The sequence below is a fragment of the Croceibacterium selenioxidans genome, assembly GCF_018599195.1.
Taxonomy (GTDB): domain Bacteria; phylum Pseudomonadota; class Alphaproteobacteria; order Sphingomonadales; family Sphingomonadaceae; genus Croceibacterium_A; species Croceibacterium_A selenioxidans.
Map to the genome: position 1 here is coordinate 1,551,205 of NZ_JAHFVK010000001.1, position 17,292 is coordinate 1,568,496.

Annotated in this window: 16 protein-coding genes; 10 read left to right on the plus strand and 6 right to left on the minus strand. The window is 63.4% G+C overall.

The window, feature by feature from the left end:
* Nucleotides 1–148 precede the first annotated feature (148 nt).
* Nucleotides 149–985, minus strand: a complete 837-nt coding sequence (locus KK137_RS07570; protein ID WP_214535528.1) for a chromate resistance protein ChrB domain-containing protein — start codon at nucleotides 983–985, stop codon at nucleotides 149–151.
* A gap of 345 nt (nucleotides 986–1,330) precedes the next feature.
* Here KK137_RS07570 and KK137_RS07575 point away from each other — a divergent pair, with 345 nt between their 5' ends.
* From KK137_RS07575 to KK137_RS07600, 6 genes are all read left to right on the plus strand, one after another.
* Nucleotides 1,331–2,380: an NAD(P)-dependent alcohol dehydrogenase gene (locus KK137_RS07575; protein WP_214535529.1), complete on the plus strand. Its 1,050-nt coding sequence runs from the start codon at nucleotides 1,331–1,333 to the stop codon at nucleotides 2,378–2,380.
* Nucleotides 2,381–3,085: 705 nt separating this feature from the next.
* Nucleotides 3,086–3,511, plus strand: coding sequence for a DUF6152 family protein (locus tag KK137_RS07580; RefSeq protein ID WP_214535530.1), 426 nt, complete (start codon nucleotides 3,086–3,088; stop codon nucleotides 3,509–3,511).
* A 1-nt stretch (nucleotide 3,512) separates the two neighbouring features.
* Nucleotides 3,513–4,304: a hypothetical protein gene (locus KK137_RS07585; protein ID WP_214535531.1), complete on the plus strand. Its 792-nt coding sequence runs from the start codon at nucleotides 3,513–3,515 to the stop codon at nucleotides 4,302–4,304.
* A complete protein-coding gene (locus tag KK137_RS07590; protein WP_214535532.1) occupies nucleotides 4,301–5,287 on the plus strand; it encodes a hypothetical protein in 987 nt (328 codons plus the stop codon). Before KK137_RS07585 ends, KK137_RS07590 begins: the two co-directional genes overlap by 4 nt.
* Nucleotides 5,288–5,444: 157 nt before the next feature.
* Nucleotides 5,445–8,138: a TonB-dependent receptor gene (locus KK137_RS07595; protein WP_214535533.1), complete on the plus strand. Its 2,694-nt coding sequence runs from the start codon at nucleotides 5,445–5,447 to the stop codon at nucleotides 8,136–8,138.
* Nucleotides 8,139–8,760: 622 nt separating this feature from the next.
* Complete coding sequence (locus KK137_RS07600) at nucleotides 8,761–9,513, plus strand: alpha/beta fold hydrolase (RefSeq protein ID WP_214535534.1); 753 nt, start codon at nucleotides 8,761–8,763, stop codon at nucleotides 9,511–9,513.
* 157 nt (nucleotides 9,514–9,670) lie between these two features.
* Here the strand turns inward: KK137_RS07600 and KK137_RS07605 are convergent, their stop codons facing one another.
* Nucleotides 9,671–10,084, minus strand: a complete 414-nt coding sequence (locus KK137_RS07605; protein WP_214535535.1) for a response regulator transcription factor — start codon at nucleotides 10,082–10,084, stop codon at nucleotides 9,671–9,673.
* Between the two features lie 85 nt (nucleotides 10,085–10,169).
* Complete coding sequence (locus tag KK137_RS07610; RefSeq protein WP_214535536.1) at nucleotides 10,170–10,808, minus strand: response regulator transcription factor; 639 nt, start codon at nucleotides 10,806–10,808, stop codon at nucleotides 10,170–10,172.
* Nucleotides 10,809–10,863: 55 nt separating this feature from the next.
* On the opposite strand from KK137_RS07610, the gene KK137_RS07615 reads away from it, so the two are divergent.
* The 4 genes from KK137_RS07615 (at nucleotide 10,864) to KK137_RS07630 (ending at nucleotide 15,320) form a co-directional block, all read left to right on the plus strand.
* Entirely contained in the window at nucleotides 10,864–12,369 is a 1,506-nt protein-coding gene (locus KK137_RS07615) for an ATP-binding protein (RefSeq protein WP_214535537.1), read from the plus strand.
* Nucleotides 12,370–12,840: 471 nt separating this feature from the next.
* A complete protein-coding gene (locus KK137_RS07620) occupies nucleotides 12,841–13,833 on the plus strand; it encodes a helix-turn-helix domain-containing protein (RefSeq protein WP_214535538.1) in 993 nt (330 codons plus the stop codon).
* A 46-nt stretch (nucleotides 13,834–13,879) separates the two neighbouring features.
* Entirely contained in the window at nucleotides 13,880–14,692 is an 813-nt protein-coding gene (locus KK137_RS07625) for an SDR family NAD(P)-dependent oxidoreductase (RefSeq protein ID WP_214535539.1), read from the plus strand.
* Between the two features lie 76 nt (nucleotides 14,693–14,768).
* Nucleotides 14,769–15,320: a flavin reductase family protein gene (locus tag KK137_RS07630; RefSeq protein WP_214535540.1), complete on the plus strand. Its 552-nt coding sequence runs from the start codon at nucleotides 14,769–14,771 to the stop codon at nucleotides 15,318–15,320.
* On the opposite strand, the gene KK137_RS07635 is transcribed toward KK137_RS07630, so the two are convergent.
* From KK137_RS07635 to KK137_RS07645, 3 genes are all read right to left on the minus strand, one after another.
* Entirely contained in the window at nucleotides 15,242–15,472 is a 231-nt protein-coding gene (locus tag KK137_RS07635; RefSeq protein WP_338028003.1) for a DUF3363 domain-containing protein, read from the minus strand. The two genes, KK137_RS07630 and KK137_RS07635, sit on opposite strands and share 79 nt — an antisense overlap.
* A gap of 242 nt (nucleotides 15,473–15,714) precedes the next feature.
* Nucleotides 15,715–16,149, minus strand: coding sequence for a GlcG/HbpS family heme-binding protein (locus KK137_RS07640; protein ID WP_214535541.1), 435 nt, complete (start codon nucleotides 16,147–16,149; stop codon nucleotides 15,715–15,717).
* A gap of 59 nt (nucleotides 16,150–16,208) precedes the next feature.
* Nucleotides 16,209–17,222, minus strand: a complete 1,014-nt coding sequence (locus tag KK137_RS07645) for a zinc-binding alcohol dehydrogenase family protein (RefSeq protein ID WP_214535542.1) — start codon at nucleotides 17,220–17,222, stop codon at nucleotides 16,209–16,211.
* Nucleotides 17,223–17,292: the final 70 nt, after the last annotated feature.

Here is a 17,292-nt window from a genome sequence, read left to right on the forward strand (position 1 = left end):
CCTCCAAGAGCAGTGCGGCGGGTTAGGTCCATCATGGGTGCCGATCTCCGTGGGCTGTGAGGGGCGGCCGTCGCTTCAAGAGCTGCACTGCATCGAGCAGAGCAGCAGGGTCTTCCGAAGCGCGCGTTGGGAGGGAGTCGGCCATGAACTACTTCCCGCCTTTCTCCTTGCGTCGCTTCGGCTGGTGAGAAACCCAATCGTGGGTCTCGTCGACGGCATCGCGGCTCCAGCGGAAGAACGCATCGTAGAGCAGCATTCCAGCGTCGAGCTGCCTGAGATCATCGGAAAACATCCGCGAAAGCCCGAGTGATGCTGCCAGCAGACCGCTGGCCTGCGGTGCGATCTCAGGCTTTGCCGTATCCGCACCGCGCACGATCAGGGCTAAGCGCGTGAGCGCCTCCAGCGATCCCAGGCCGAACTCCTGCACCATGACATCGAAGGTGCAGAGTTCGCCGCGATGGCTCCAGAAGACGCCATCGACATCGAACGGGGTTGCCCCGAACCTCTCTGCGACTTCGGGGATGTCGGTCGGTGTGACGAACAGGAACACTGCCTGGGGATCGACGAACCGTCGGATGAGCCAGGGGCAGGCAATCCGGTCGACCTTTGGACGGGCGCGGGTCACCCAGACCGAGCCGGTATCAACCGACGATCTCACCACTTTGCTCAGGTCGATCAGCGGCAGGCCCTGCTTGCCCCACCTTTCGAACCCGCCTTCGAGGATCCTCGCGTCGCTATCATGATGCCTCAGGAACGCGGCGATGCCGGGGCTGTCCGTCAGCCCATCGGCGCAGATCACGATGACTTCCCGACCGGCGAAGCCTTCGACCCACTCGGCGAGGGCGTTCACATCGCGGAAGATGGAGCCTGGCACTGCTTGTCCGTCGGTCGGGACGTCAGAGCGGATGTCGAGGATGACCGGACAGTGGGGTGTCCCGACCAGTCGGACCAGTTTTTCGGCGGTAATGGCGTTTAGGCTGGGCATAGTGCGTCCGTGATTATGAGAGGACGCGATACTTCAGCATGTCGCCTCATGGGGTGATCGCGACCCCATGCCGAACGACTAAGTTCACGGGCTCCACCCTGTCAACTAAGTCAGCGTGCGAGCGGATACTTTCCTGACAGCGAATGGCCGCACTGGGTCGTTCGCCGCCCCCGGTTTCCAGCCGGTATCGTTTGGGCCTTGCCCATCCCGGGGGGATCATAATCGACCCGCGTGAACGAGAACCGCGTCACCTGATGTGGAACTGACGATCGCGCATGATCGTAGCCTCGATGCAGCGCTCGCGGGCGCCGCCCTCGGCATGCAAGACAACGTCAAGGACTTAACATGACCGTCAAAGCCTATGGCACCACCGCTGCTGACCAGCCGCTCGCTCCGCTGGTCATCCAGCGCCGCGAGCCTGGACCCGAAGACGTCCAGATCGAGATCGCTTACTGCGGTATCTGCCACTCCGACCTGCACCAGACGCGCAGCGAGTGGGAAGGCACGATCTACCCGTGTGTGCCCGGTCATGAGATCGTGGGTCATGTCAGCGCCGTGGGCGCAGCAGTGAGCAAGTTTGCCATCGGGGATACTGTCGGCGTCGGCTGCATGGTGGACAGCTGCCAGCATTGCTCATCCTGCGCGGAGGGGCTCGAACAGTATTGCGAGACGGGAAACACCCTCACCTACAACTCGCCCACCCAGGACCCGCCTGGACACACTCTTGGCGGATATTCTGATCAGATCGTCGTGGACGAGAAGTTTGTCCTGCGGGTGACCCATGGCGAGGAGCATCTGGCTGCCGTCGCCCCGCTGCTGTGCGCGGGGATCACGACCTATTCGCCCCTCCGGCACTGGAATGTCGGGCCGGGTCAGAAGGTCGGGATCGTGGGCATTGGCGGGCTCGGTCACATGGGGGTCAAACTTGCCCATGCGCTGGGTGCGCATACCGTCGGGTTCACGACATCGGAAAGCAAGCGAGCCGACATCCTCGCCCTGGGCGCCGACGAAGTTATCCTCTCCAAAGATGCGGCCCAAATGGCTGAGCATGCCGGAACATTCGACTTCATCCTCGACACGGTGGGATCGAGTCACAAGCTCGATGACTACACCACCCTTCTGAAGCGAGATGGGACGCTGTGCCTGGTTGGCGCGCCTGGGCATCCCCATCCTTCGCCAGAGGTCTTCACCCTTATCATGGGGCGCAAGGCGATCGCGGGTTCAACCATAGGCGGCATCGCGGAGACCCAAGAGATGCTCGACTTCTGCGCGGAGCATGGAATCGTGTCCGACATCGAGCTCATCCCAGCCGGACAAATCAACGAAGCCTACGAGCGCATGCTCAAGAGCGACGTGAAGTATCGGTTCGTAATCGACAGTGCCTCTCTAACATGACCTCCATTTGTGAGACGATTGTGGAGCGAACTTGGGCAGCGGTGCTTTGCGGGTACGCATCTCGGCGGCATGATAGCATCGATGCTTGTCCGCAATGGGTCGTCGTCAGGCATGCAGCTGCCAACTCATTTTAGCTCTCGTCGACGTAGATCGCCGAGCGTGGCGACGGCGTGCTTGGTTGCCGGCACCGGCGAACATATTCCGCACGGGCATATGCAAATTACTGATAATCGGTTTCAATCTTTGCCCCTCCTTGCCACACGGTGTGCCGACGGGAACATTCGCGCCATGCGGCTGGATCGATCTCGCCGGCGAGGATTGATCCAACTTCGCCTTCACCCTGTTGGATCCGCGGCATTTGATGGGAAGCAGCTTGCTCCGCGTTACCAAAGCTAAAGCGCGATGCCCAGGCGGCCACGCCCGGTGTCAAATTCCCTCCATAGAGGTGACACGATGGGCATAACTAGGATTTCGTAGCCAGGTTGTCGCAGGCCGCAGTGACCAACTGCTGCCCCCCGATCCGCTCTTGATGCGGCGGTCCGTTGCGACCGCGTCGCTGCGGTCTGCGTCACTCCCCACGGCAATAACTCAAGAGAGGCTACACGCCTCCGAGGCTGCGCGACCCAGGCACCCCGTTGCTCGGGTGCCCTGGCGCGCGCCTTCAGGGACAACTTCGCGCAGTTTTCGCGCAAATGAGGAACAACGATGAGACACCCAGTACACCGCCGTCAGGCGATTGCGGGCCTATCGCTCGCGGTCGCCCTTGTACCCTCCGCAACCCTCGCGCACCATTCGTTCTCCTCCGAATTCGACGTGCAAAGGCCGGTCACCGTGGAGGGGCTGGTGACCAAGTCGCAGTTCGTGAACCCGCACAGCTGGATCTATCTCGACGTTAAGAACCAGGACGGTTCGACAACCAACTGGGGCTTCGAATTCGGATCACCGGGAATCTTGGAGGCGCGCCACATTACCAAGGCCGACGTCCGCGCGGGAACGCGCGTGCGGATCACCGGCTTTCGTTCGCGGAATACCGGGCCTTACGGTTATGCTCAAACGGTAGTGCTCGGCGACGGGCGGAACATACCGATTGGATCCGCGCCCGACGCGCCTCCAGTAAGGCAGGCACGCTGAGATGCGCGGCCCTTTCTCCATCCTTCGCGGAACGGCGCTGGCTGTAGCACTGGCTATTCCGCTCTCGGGGGCGCTCGCCCAAGCGCAGACCACGCCTGGCACCATCCCTCGCCAGGCGGACGGCAAGCCGGACTTCTCCGGCGTTTGGCAGACGTTGAGCGAAGCTGACTACGATCTTGAGCCCCACGCTGGCCGCCGCGACGCGCCGCCGAGCGCGGGTGTGGTCGATGGCTCCGCGCTGCCCTATCGACCCGAGGCGCTCGCGCAGAAAAAGGCGAACTTCGACAAGCGCGGCGAAGACGACCCGAGGCTGAAATGCTGGACGCTCGGGGTGCCGCGCAGCGTGTACTATCCCGCACCGTTCCAGATATTCCAGCACCCGGAAGAGCTCACGCTCGTCCATCAGTTGGGCCATCAGGTACGCACAATCTTCACCGACGGCTCGCTTCATCCTGAGCACCTCGAGGAAGGCTATTGGCTGGGTGACTCACGCGGCCACTGGGAGGGCGACACGCTCGTCGTCGACGTCAATCACTTCAATGGCGAGACCTGGTTCGATCGCGCGGGCGCATATCATGGCGAGGCGCTGCACGTGGTCGAAAAATGGGCCTTCGTTGATGCCAACACCGTTTCCTACAGCGCCACGGTGGAAGACCCCGACGTCTATACAAGGCCATGGACCGTTAGTGTTCTGCTCAATCGGCGCCGCGATCCCGGCTTCGAGCTGATCGAGGATTACTGCTTCACACTCCCGTACGAGCCGCACTACCCGCACAAGGACGTTACGCCATGAATCGTATCCGCAAGGTTCCGCTGCTGGCGGCATTGCTCTCGGCCTGGGCGGGCAGCGCCACTGCCCAGGCACCGGCCCAGCAGCCGCCAGCCCAGGGCACGCCGACTTTCTCGAGCCGCTGGTCCCCCACAGTGCCCGTCATCCAATCGGGCGAGTGGCTGGGCAAGCGACTTCCCGACGGACAACCCGACGTCCAGGGACATTGGTCGAACACGATCTCGAACCACAGCAACTTCACCGATCCGCAAGGGGGCGCGCCCGGAGAACGGTCGCGGCAGGCGGGGCTTCCTCGCGAGCAGAGGGCGCCGAGCCGCGTATCGGATCCGGCCGACGGTCAAGTTCCCTATCTGCCCGAAGCCCGCGCCCTGCAGCAGGAGTTCGCCAGCAACTTCGCCAACCCGACCGAGGAGCGGTACATTGAACCACTGGCGCGCTGCGCGCCGGCCGGCGTGCCAAAGTCGTTCTACTGGCACGGGTACGAGATCAAGCAGTACCCCGGCTACGTCCTTCTGCTCTTCAATTCGGGCACGCGGATCATCCGGCTCGATGGCAAGCCGCATCTGGCGTCCGATATCAAGCTGTGGAACGGGGACTCACGCGGCCACTGGGAGGGCAACACGCTGGTCGTCGAGGTCGCGAACAACAACGGCAAGGCGCTGTTCGGACGCACCGGCGACTTCATGAGCGAGAATGCCACCGTGCAGGAACGCTTCATTTTCGACAACGACGGCCAACACTACAATCTCGTTGCGACCTTCACCGATCCAACGGCCTATTCCAGGCCCTGGACTGCGACGATCCCCGCGCGGCGCTACACCGAGGCGGACAAGCCTGACGGCTGGCACTACGAAGTCGTGGCCTCGAACCGGCCGGGACAACCCCTGCACTACGAGCAACCCGAGCGGATCTGCATCGAGAACAACGGTCCGTTCGGCGGCGGCGCAGTCGGAGTGCCGGTGCACGCCCGCGTGATCGACCGCTAGCACAATCTGCCAGGCGTCCACGCCGGCACGCTCAATCCCAAAAATCAAAAAACCATTGGTCGGGCCGGTCCGCGAGGATCGGCCCCCGGGTCAGCGCGCGTCAACGCGGCGCCCGGCGCCGCATGAGGGCGGCGGTCCGTTCACTAGGAGGACGACATTGAACTCGAACACAATCAAGCACGGCGTGGCGCTTGGCGCGCTGATCGTGGCGCTGGCTGCCCAAGGCGCCCATGCTCAAGCGCAGACCCCAGTGGCGACCCCGGCGACAGATGCGCCTGCAAAAGATCAGCCCGCAAGCGAAGCCGACGCAGAGATCATCGTGGCCGCGTCGACGGTCGGGGCGGAACTGCGCGACCTCAAGGATGTGCCGAAGCCCGTTTCGGTGGTGACCGGTGACGATCTGAAAATCTTCGATCAGGTAAGCCTGCAAGACGCCCTGAGCCGCCTCGGCAACGTGCGCTGGAACGACGGCAACCCGCGTACCGGCAGCTTCTCGATGCGCGGACTGACGGCGGGAGCCGGCAACGACAAAATCGATCCATCCGTGGGTCTCACCGTCGATGGCGTGCCGTATGCCTATCTGGCGATGGCGGCCGGCACCGATCTCGTTGACATCGAGCAGGTCAACGTCACGCGCGGTCCACAGGGCACCACTGGCGCCCGCCACACGAGTGTCGGCCAGATCAACGTGTTCACCCGCCAGCCGAGCTTCACCCCCGATTTCAGCGCGTCGCTGACATTGGGGGAAAGAAACGCGTTGAGAGCCGAAGTTGCGGCCGGCGGTCCCATCATTGATGGCAAGCTTGCCTTTCGGATTACCGCGACCCGCAACCAGCAAGATGGCTATTGGTGGAACGAATACCCAGGTTTACGCGACGTGCAGAGCTACGTGAACACCGACCGCACCTATGGTCGCGTGCAGCTCCTTTTTACGCCGACGCCCGATTTGAGCGTCCGCGTGCTCTACGATCATCAGCCTAACGGCAGCGAATATTCGAACGGCCTGGCATTCAGAAAGCCGACGCCCGACGTCTACGCCGATGGCGCCCCGGTCAACAAAACGAATGACGCGACCGCCAAGCTTAATCGTCGATGGTTTACGCAGCAAAACGTTTACTCGGCCGACGATTACTATCGTTACCCGGTTTATCTAGACAACAACCTCCCGATCACCACCGGCGGCAAGGGAGGGTATGTCGATGTAGATTGGGATGTGGGCGGCCAGACCTTGTCCTTGCTGTCGTCATATCGCGAACACTATTTCTTCGCCGGCAACGACGATGGCACTCCGTTCGACATCAGTAAGAATGGCGGTTACATCACCGAGTACTGGCAGACCACGCACGAGCCGAAGATCACTGGCGAGCTGGGCGACGGGTTGGTCGATTACACTGCCGGCCTGTTCTACCTGTTGGCCAAGTACGATTCATTCGGACCGCGCAGCCGGCAGGGCAGCGATTCCGGCGCCTACAATGCCAATCCCCAGGAATACGGGGCGCTTGACGTGGACAGCTCGGGCCGGGAGCTGCTGACCAATTCGCTGGCGAACCTCTTCACTTCGACCCAGAGCTATGGGCGCAACGAAAGCAAGGCGGTCTTTGCCCAGGCCGACTGGCATATCAGCGGGCCGCTGACGGTCACCACGGGGGCCCGCATCTCGCGCGAAACGCGCGAGTTGAACGAGGGTATCTCAGTGATCGACAATGGCTACGGGGCAGCGCTGAACCCGGTCAAAGCTGGCGCAGTCCAGTTGGGCGGGTTCAATACTGTCGGGTTCACCGGTGCGAATGCTGGCCAGTTGCTGCCGGGCCAGAGTGCGGCGCAGCTGACGCTGGCCGACACCGTCGCCCAGCAGTATTTCGGTGTCGCCGGGACGGGGACGCCAGGCGGCGCCTACAACAGCCTGACGGCTGCACAGCGTCGCCAGGTGGCTGCCGCCAAGGCTATTCGTCTTCGCACCCTGGGTACGCTGTACAACCAGACCGAAGCGGAGCCGTGGGAAGGCAACATCTACACCGGACAGTTCAGCGTCCGGAATCAATTTTCCGAAAACCTGACCGGTTACGCGACCATTCAGTACGGCGAGAAGCCCGGGATCGCGCAGTTTAACGGGCTAGTGCCCGGTAACAGCGGCGCGCCGCGCAACCTTCCCGCGAAGAAGGAGCGGACCACATCTTTCGAGCTCGGCGTGCGCACCGACTGGCTGAACGGCGACCTGGTGCTCAATGCAAACCTGTTCCGCGCGAACATCAAGGACTTCCAGCAGAGCGTGTATTTCTACGATGAGCTGCTCACGGAACTGAACAACGACGGTACGCTCTACTATTCGAGCGGCGTCGGCAACGTCGCCAAGGTGCGCACGCAGGGCCTCGAGCTGGACTTGGTCTACACCGGCATCCAGTATCTCACATTCCGCTTTTCCGGCGGATACACCGATGCGAAGTATATCGACCACCAGTTCTCGGGACAGCCTTCCGAGAACGCCAACCTGACGCAGCGTTTCCGCGACGTGTCCGGCTACACCTTGGCCAACGCACCGAAGATCCAGTTCAACGCGTCGGCCGATTATCGGCGCCCGGTGTTCGGTGACAAGGAATTCCACGCGAGCGTGAACTATACGTACACCGGCAAAGAGAACGGGGATGCCGCGTTGTCGAGCTACGGCTGGCGGGATCCCTACGGAATTGCCGACCTGGCGATCGGCCTCGGTCGCGAGGACGGGCTATTCGATGTGAGCCTGATCGTGCGGAACGTGTTCAACGAAGATAGGGGTGACGCGGGCTGGAACAGCTACACCGTCTACCAGCGCCCTCGTTGGGCGGGCGTGGTCTTTAGCACCAGGTGGCATTGACGCATCTCGCCGGTTACCGCGCGGTGGGCGCCGTGCGCGAAGTTTGAAGAATCGTGGTCGTTCGGGACAGACATTGCGCCTGCCCGAACGCTACGATCCCCGGCTCACGCAACCGGCGGTGCCAAGCGTGAACGCGCGACGCAATTTCTCATGGCTGCTGTCCGCTCGCAGCGGCCATGCAGAACCAACTTTTTTGGTGCAGACAACTGACCGTCAGCTAACGCTCACCTCGCTTCGAAAGCCGACCGTCCGCAATCGGCCATTCTACGCCTTGCCTACGAGTTGTTAGAGTTGCTCTGACTTCTCGCGAAGCTTCTTCGCGGCGAGGCGCTGCTATCCTCGCTGGGCCGTACCCGCAGCCACGGTCTGGCGTGACGCCTCCGCCTGACGCGCCAGGACCACATGGCGAACCGCCGGTTTCACACTCCCGGTGACGAGCACGCTCATACGCGAGGATGATCGGCGTCAGACCGACGTCCAATTTTCCGGCGGCATGCCAGCGTCGATATTCGCTGCACCTCGGTTCAGCTGTCCGCATCCTCGGGAGCTACCAAGGCCCGGTCGGTCCATCCGATCAACCCGAACGTGAAAACCTTGTTTTTTCATATGGAAGGATCAGCAGATGTCTTTCAAGTCTCTCTCCCTCGGTGCTGCCGCCCTAGCGGCGACGTTAGCAGCTCCCTCGGCTCACGCGCAGCCGGCGAACAACGTGATCTTGATCCACGGCGCATTCGTCGACGGCAGCGGCTGGAAGGGCGTTTTCGACCAACTGGTCGCGAAGGGTTTCAAGGTCACCGTCGTCCAGGAACCCAATACCTCGCTGGCGGATGACCTGCAGGCGGTCCGTCGTGCCATCGAGCTTCAGGACGGCCCTGTCGTTCTCGTGGGTCACAGCTACGGCGGGCAGATTATCACCGAAGCCGGCGTCGATCCGAAGGTGTCGGCACTCGTCTACGTCGCGGCGATCGTGCCCGATGTTGGCGAGAGCGTGGGCGACATCTTCGAGAAGATGCCAAGCCCGACCGTGGACCCGTTCATGTCGACCTCGGACGGTTTCCTGATCTTCGATCCTGCGAAGTTCGGGGCGGGCTTCGCGGCCGACCTGCCCGAGGCGGAGACCGACTTCATGGCGAACTCGCAGGTTCCTGTCGATGGCAAGATCCTCGGAACGAAGACGCAGCAGGCCGCCTGGAAGACCAAGCCGGGCTACGGAATCGTGGCTGGGCTGGACATGGCGGCCGGCACCGAGGCGGTGCGGTCCATGTACAAGCGGGCGAACCTGAAGATCACCGAGGTGCCTGGTGCCAGCCACGCCGTATACATTTCGCATCCGCGCGAGGTTGCCGACGTCATCGCCGAGGCGGCGAGCAAGTAAGGCAGGGGCCGCTGACGTCCGTTTCGGACCCGACGCGTCGTCCTGGTCAGGCGCTGAAGCCACTTTGTCTGGCTTCAGCGCCTTCGCTTGTCTCGGCCATCGCTGCGGAAACGCACGGGATGCTCGCCTTCCGGTTCTGATGCGGCGGATGAGCCATTCAAGGGAGCGAGCGCCCGCTGCCACCCTCTCGCCAAGGCGATGCCTCGGCAAGCGCACGATCGAGAAACCGGATCAGCATCTCGTCCCCGAAAGGCTTGGCCAGCAGAGCGTCGACACCCAGGGCAGCGGCCTCCTGGCGGCAGCTCTTGTCCGCGCACCCGCTCATCAGGATCAGCGGAACCTCGGGACGATCGGTGGCGAGGCGCCGTGCGAGCTCGAGCCCACTCATGCCACCGGGGATCGCGACGTCGCTGATCACGCAGTCCGCAAGTCGGCCAGCGCCGTCGCCGAGAAACGCCTCCGCGCTTGCGAACAGCGCAGTGCGGTAGCCGAGGCTGCGCAGCAGTCCGTCGAGTGAGACGCGCATGCCCTCGTCATCGTCGATCACCGCTATGATGCGCTCGTTGCCCAACTTAGACGTCCTGCAGCCAGAAAGGATGTGGCACCCAGATAGCGCAGATACCCGGAATTATGATTATACGCGGGGATGAGCAGCTTCAGACCGCCGGCGACAGCGACGCGGCGATCTGCACGAAATCGACCAGGTTGCGTGCGCCCATCTTCCGCATCGCGTTGCCGCGGTGAATCTTCACCGTGATCTCGCTGAGCGAAAGGTCGTAGGCGATCTGCTTGTTGAGCCTGCCTGCAACGACCATCGCCATCACCTCGCGCTCGCGCGGCGACAGCGTCTCGTAGCGCGACTGCACGTCCGCCTTCTGTGTGGACGCCGCCCTAGTCGAAAGATTGCGCGCGAGGGCCGTCGACACCGCGTCCAGCATGTCCTGCTCGCGGAACGGCTTGGCGAGGAAGTCGATCGCCCCACCCTTCATCGCCCGGACGGACATGGGTATGTCGCCGTGGCCCGTCATGAGGACGACAGGGAGTAGCGAATCCTGTTCACGCAGCTGATCCTGAAAGTCGAGGCCGCTGGTGCCGGGAAGACGCACGTCCAGCACGAGGCAGCCCGGATCGGCCTCGGCGTCCGCCGCGAGGAACTCGTCGACGCTGGCGTAGGACCGCGTGTGGTAACCGACGGACCGGAAGAGATTCTCCAGCGATGCGCGCATGCCCGCGTCGTCATCGACGACGTGGACCACCTGCCGCAACGCGTCGGCGGAGGGCTGCTTGATCTGCATGGAAGAATGGTGAAGCACTGGCATGACCCCGTCAATCTATGGTGAGGAGCGAGGAATGGCCACTCCAGCACACTGGGTCGGAATGGACTTGGCGGAAATAACCGCGTCCATTCCCGCCTTGATCTGCTCCTACGACGCCGGCCACAACTGTCGCTTCGTGAACAGCCAGTTCGAGGAATGGTTCGGGCGCGCGCCCGATGACTTCATCGGCATGCACATGCGGGAAATCCTCGGCGATGACGAGTATGTTCGCCTCACACCCTTCCTGGCGCAAGTCGCCGCCGGCGAGCAGGTCGCGTTCGACGCGCGGTCGCGGCACCGCGATGGCACGATGCGCGATTTATCCGTTCGCTACGTGCCCCAGTCAGACGACGCGGGATACAATGGCTTCCTCGCCTTCATCTTCGAGACCGCATCTCACCAGCACCGCTTCCACAGCGTGTTCGATGGCAGCCCGGTCGCATACTGGGAGATCGACTACACGCTACGGAAGAACCGCCAGGTCGGCGGCAGCGTGCGCGAGATCCTGCCGTCGCTCCGCCTTGTCGATCTCAACCGGGCAGCCGAGCTGCTCTTCCAGATGAACCGGGCGGACGCCATCGGCTGCGGAATCGCCGACCTGTGGCCCGCCTCGAGCGAGCCCGACTTCCAGACCCTCGTCGATGCCGCGAGGGCGGGAGACGAGCGGTTCGAGGTGGAGACCAGGCTCCTGCGCAAGGACGGCACGCCGCTCGACGTGTTGCTGAACTGCGTCTTCCCCCAATCCAGTGACATCCGGTCGACAATCACGCTCGCGATCATCGACCTTACCGAACGGAAGGCCCGAGCCGCGGCGGTGGAGACCCTCCAGAATGAACTGGCCCACGCGTCCCGGGTCGCGATGCTCGGCGAGCTCGCGGCGTCGATCGCGCATGAGGTCAACCAGCCGCTAGGCGCGATCGTCAACAACGGCAGCGCCGCGTTGCGGTGGCTCAATCGGTCCGAGCCGGCCCTTGACGAGGTCCGGCAGTCGCTCGAGCTGCTCGTCGGCGAGGCCAATCGCGCATCCGAGATCATCGTTCGCATGAGAGCGCTCGCCTCCAGGGGATCGCTTGAGCGCAAGCCGGTCGATCCGGCCCAGCTGCTGCGCGACGTGCGGGCGATAGTCTCGCAGCAGGTGCGGTCTCTTGGATCGTCTCTAGCCCTGGAAACCCCGGACATCGGGCGACAGCTCAGCGCTGACCGCGTCCAGATGCAGCAGGTGCTGGTCAACCTTGTGATCAACGCCGCGCAGGCGATGGCGGGACAGGCCGGCCACCGCGAGATCCGCCTCCAGGCAGCGGAAGCCGCGGACGGCGTCGTGTTCGTGGTCGAGGATACCGGGCCCGGCATCCCGGACGACAAGGTCAGCACCGTCTTCGACGCCTTTTACACGACCAAGGCCACGGGCATGGGGATCGGGTTGTCGGTATCGAAAACGATCGTCGAGGCCCATGGTGGCGCCATTACCGCGGAGGCGCGATCTCCCCACGGCGCGCGCTTCACCGTGCGGCTTCCATACGCTGGCGACGCAGACACCTGAGGCGTCGCGAAGGGGAAGCCACGCCGCTAATCATACTCAGGTATTATCGGGGAACGCTCAGGTCTAATGGAGCGTGTTGGCGCTTCGGCCTATCTGGATCCGGACGCCAGGGTCCATCGCCCCCCGATCCGGCAGTCGCCGCAACGCGGCAACCTCGAGCGGGCCGGCTTCTTCCCTCGCCGGCCCGCCCCCCCCGAAGTGAATCGATCGCTGTGATCTGCGGCTCGCCTCACGCAATCGGCTGGTCGCGCACCGGTATTCGCCAGATCATCAGCAGGACGGTGCAACGTCCGCCGACTCCGAAGCCCTCAAGCCTCGACCGGCTTGGAAAGCGGCACGTCACTGTCTGCGCCTCATAGCGCGATCATACGCGAGTATAAGTCTGATCGACGCGCGTAGAATGGCGGGGGGACGAGCCGATTTCGATAACCGAGCGAGACGAACATCTCGATTGGTTATCGGAGGAAGACCATGCTTCATTCCCGCCTGATCCGGCACCCCGGCCCCTCGGAGGGGAGCGACTTGCGCTCGGGCCGGCAGCATGTGCCGGATCGGACTCCCCCGCGAATCCTCGTCCGCAGATGGCGGGACGACATCGGTGACGGTCAAGAACATGAAATCCCCGCAGACCCCGACTGCATCGTCGTGGCCATCGCACTTCGCCCGACCGATGCCACGTTCACGGCAGGTGGCCGGAAGGTGCACGATGGACTGGTTTCGGTCGGGACGGCGCTGATCGCACCGAACAGGCGGCAAGCCACGGTCCGGTTTCGCAGTCCGTGCGACATGCTCTGCCTGTTTGTTCCGGTAGATCGCATCGGTCGGCTTTCGCAGGATGCCGACGAAGCAGACGTTGCCGATCCCCTTGGCGGACCCGGCCTGAGGCCTTCCGATCCGACCATCGAGCGGCTGGCGTGGCTGCTCTTCAAGGCGGAGGAGTTTCAACCGAAGAGCGCCGAGCTGTATATGCACGGCATCGCGCTGGCGATCATGGCGCGGCTGTCGAACGGGCCGGCCGCTGGCACCGAAACCGGCAACCGGGGTCTGATCAAGTGGCGCCTCAAGCGAGTAGAGGCCTTTGTTGAGGCGGGCCTGTCGGAGCCTTTGTCACTCAGCGATCTAGCCAAGAGCGCCGGGCTCAGCCGCATGCATTTCGCGGCCCAGTTCCGCGCGGCGACAGGCATGCGGCCGCATGAATATGTGGTTCGCCGACGCATCCAGCGTGCGCAGGAGATTCTGCGTACGTCGGACATGCCCCTGGCAGAAGTTGCCCTTGCCGTCGGCTTCCAGACGCAGGCGCATTTCACCACCGTGTTCCGCCGGATGGTGAGCGAGTCCCCGGCGCGCTGGCGCCAGCTGCAGCGGCGCATCGGGGATAATGGAATGGATGAGAGCCCGTGGAGCGCCGTGCGTTCGCCGTCCGAGGGTGCGGATCCGAAATATCTCGCCGAAGCGATCATTTAGGAAAGTGTGGTCGCGGGGATTTCGCGCTCATCCAGAGGCACCACCCGTGACTGACACGACGTTGCAGGACGCCGTGATCCCGAACTGGAGACGCATGATGACCGACTTCGCATCGACCGTGAATGAAGTGGAGGGTAAGGTCGCCCTCGTCACCGGCGCCGCCAGCGGTATCGGCCGTGCCATCGCCGAACTGCTGCATGCCCGCGGCGCCAAGGTCGTGGCCGAGGACATCGATCTTTCGGTCAAGGCCCTCGAACGCGACGGCCTGGTGGCGTTCGTAGGCGACGTTACTGCGGACGGCACCGCCGAGCAGGCCGTCTCGCTCGCCGTCACCACTTTCGGCCGGCTCGACATCCTCGTGAACAATGCCGGCCGCATCCTCTACAAGAACCTCAGCGAGCTGACCCGCGAGAAATGGAACTGGCAAATGGAGACGAATGTCACCGGCGCCTTCCTCTATTCGCGCGAAGCGCAAAAAGCGATGACGCCGAACAAGTCAGGGGCGATCGTCAATATCGCGTCTTATGCCTCGTACTTCGACTTTCCCGGCATCGCCGCCTACACGGCGTCCAAAGGCGCGCTCGCACAGCTCACTCGCACCCAGGCGCTGGAGGCGATCGGCGACGGCATTCGCGTGAACGCGATTGGCGTCGGTGACGTCGTCACCAACCTCCTCAACCATTTCAGGGCGGACGGACGCGAATTCCTGGCAGAGCATGGCAAGAAGGCACCGATCGGGCGTGCCGCCGATCCGGTCGAGATCGCGGAGATCGTCGCATTCCTCGCATCGGATCGCGCGAGCTTCATCGTCGGCTCGGTCGTCATGGCCGACGGCGGCATAAGCGTGGCGATCGACTGATCGGCGAAGGACGGACGACCCCGGTGCCGCCGGGGCCGTCCGCCCATTCAACGTCCATCTACAGCAGGAGCAGCCCATGCCCCTCGACAAGCGGGATTTCCCACTCATCGACATCCGCCGCCATCTCGAAACCGGGCCAATCGTTCTGGTCACGTCACAGTGGCAAGGACAGTCGAACATTATGACCATGGGCTGGCACAGCATGATGCAATTCTCGCCAGCGCTCGTCGGCTGCTACATCTGGGAGGGCAATCGCAGCCATGCGATGATCCACGCGGCGCGCGAATGCGTCATCAACGTGCCCACCGAAGATCTCGCTGATCAGGTCGTCCAGATCGGCAACAGCCATGCCGATGCGGGCGACAAGTTCGCCGCGACAGGCCTCACGTCGGTAACGGCATCGCGCGTCGGTGCGCCGCTCATCGCCGAATGCTACGCCAGCTTCGAATGCAAGCTGTTCGATGACCAGTTGGTGCACGACTACAGCTTCTTCATATGGGAGGTCGTCAAAGCCCACGTTGCGGATATCGTTGCGCCCCGCACCATCCACTACCGGGGCCAGGGCACCTTCATGGTAGCCGGGAAGGAGTTGGATTTTCGTGCCCGCTTCAAGTCCCAGAATTTGTAGGGTGGTCTTTTCGGCACATCTGGCGGTGTCTCGAGCTCATTCAATCGTCGGCCCGCTCCGGCCCGCCCGATCGACCAGCTGGCGCCGTCGCGCCGCATCAGTCCTGAGACCGATTTGCCGAGCTGGCGCTCCAGCGCCGGTCGCCACGGCACGAGCGTGAATTCCCGGGCGGGTTCGATCTGCTCAAAACGCCGCTGTTGACCTCGACCGGGCGACGACAGATGGTCTCGATCCGGGAACCTTCGGCAGCTTCCCCGGGGCGTCTTCCTTCACGCACGCGAGGCTATGCCCGCGTCTGGGCCTGGGACCTCGAACAGGTGGCGACGCCGCCGAACGACGGCGTCTCGGACCGCCAAGCTGGGGTCACCCCGGAGTTGAGGTGGCCGCGCCGTGTTCAAGCTGAGACTTCAAATCCCAGCTGCCGAAGCGCCGTGGACGCGACGTCCTGGTCTTGCTGGTAAGTGCCGCCCGAGATGCCGATCCCGCCGATCAGCTTGCCGTTTTCCAGGATAGGATAACCGCCGCCGACCGCCACCATTCGGGGACGATAGGCGAGCGGCGTAACTTTCGGGTCGTTGCTGACGTAGTCGTTCCAGACATGCGTCGGATAGCCGAACGAGGCCGCGCTCCACGCCTTGTCGACGGCGACATCGACCGTGAGGAACGGTGCGTCGTCGGTGCGTTCGAACGCGCGGAGATTGCCGGTGGCATCGACCACGGCAACCGCGGCCGGGATGCCGACCTCGCGGGCCGAGGCGATTGCGGCGTCGATCAAGGCGGCGGCAGCCTCGCGGTTGATCGATGCGGTGGCGATGGACTTGGTGCTCATGACGTTCCTTTCCCCGAGCGCGGATCGGCTCGGGATGATGGGGATTGGGGAATGGGTGCTCAGAAGCCTTCGAGGACGATCTTGCCCCGGGCCGTACCGCTTTCGAGCAGCGTGTGTGCCAGCTTGAGGTTCGTTGAGTTGATGGGCAAGAGGTGATCGGTCAGCGTCGTCCTGATCTTGCCGCCGTCGACGAGAGCGGCAATCCGGTTGAGGATCTTGCCCTGCTCGGCGAGGTCCGGCGCTCCGTAGATCGGTCGCGTGAATATCAGCTCATGATGGATCGACACCGCCTTGCGCTTGAAAAGCATGACGTCGAAGCCATCCGGATCGTCGATCAGGCAGAAGCGACCCTGCGGTGCAATCAGCTCGGCGATGTCGCCGACATGCGGCTGGGTGTGCGTCGTCGAGAAGACAAACGCCGGGGCGCCGAGGCCGAGATCGGCAACCTGCGCCGCGAGCGGCTGCGAATGATCGATGACGTGATGTGCACCCAACGACAGCGCCCAGTTCCGCGACTCCAGGCGCGAAGCGGTCGCGATCACCGTGAGGTCGGTGCATTGCCGCGCGATCTGGATTGCGATCGATCCCACGCCGCCGGCCCCTCCGATGATGAGGATTGCCGGTGTCGCGCCAGGTACCCGCTTTTTGACGTCCAGACGGTCGAACAGCGCCTCCCAGGCGGTCAGCGAGGTGAGTGGCAAGGCTGCGGCATGGGCCCAGTCCAGTGCGGCTGGTTTGCGGCCGACAATGCGCTCGTCCACCAGATGGAACTCGGCATTGGTACCCTGGCGGGTGATCGATCCGGCGTAGAACACCTCGTCGCCCGGCTGGAACGAGGTCACCTCCGGGCCGACGGCGCTGACCACGCCCGCGGCATCCCAGCCAAGCACTTTCCATTCGCCGTCCTCGGGCGCGGTGCTGCGGCGGACCTTGTAGTCGACCGGGTTAACCGAGACCGCTTTCACCGCGACGAGGATATCGCGGCCCGAGGGAACGGGCACCGGAAGCTCGATGTCGACGAGCGCGGCGTCCTGCGTAATCGGGCCCGGGATTTGGTAGCCTATTGCTTTCATGATGGTCTCCAGCTTGCCCTTCCGGTTGTCCCAACGGCGTTCAGTTGCGACAACCGCCTTCCGCTGATCG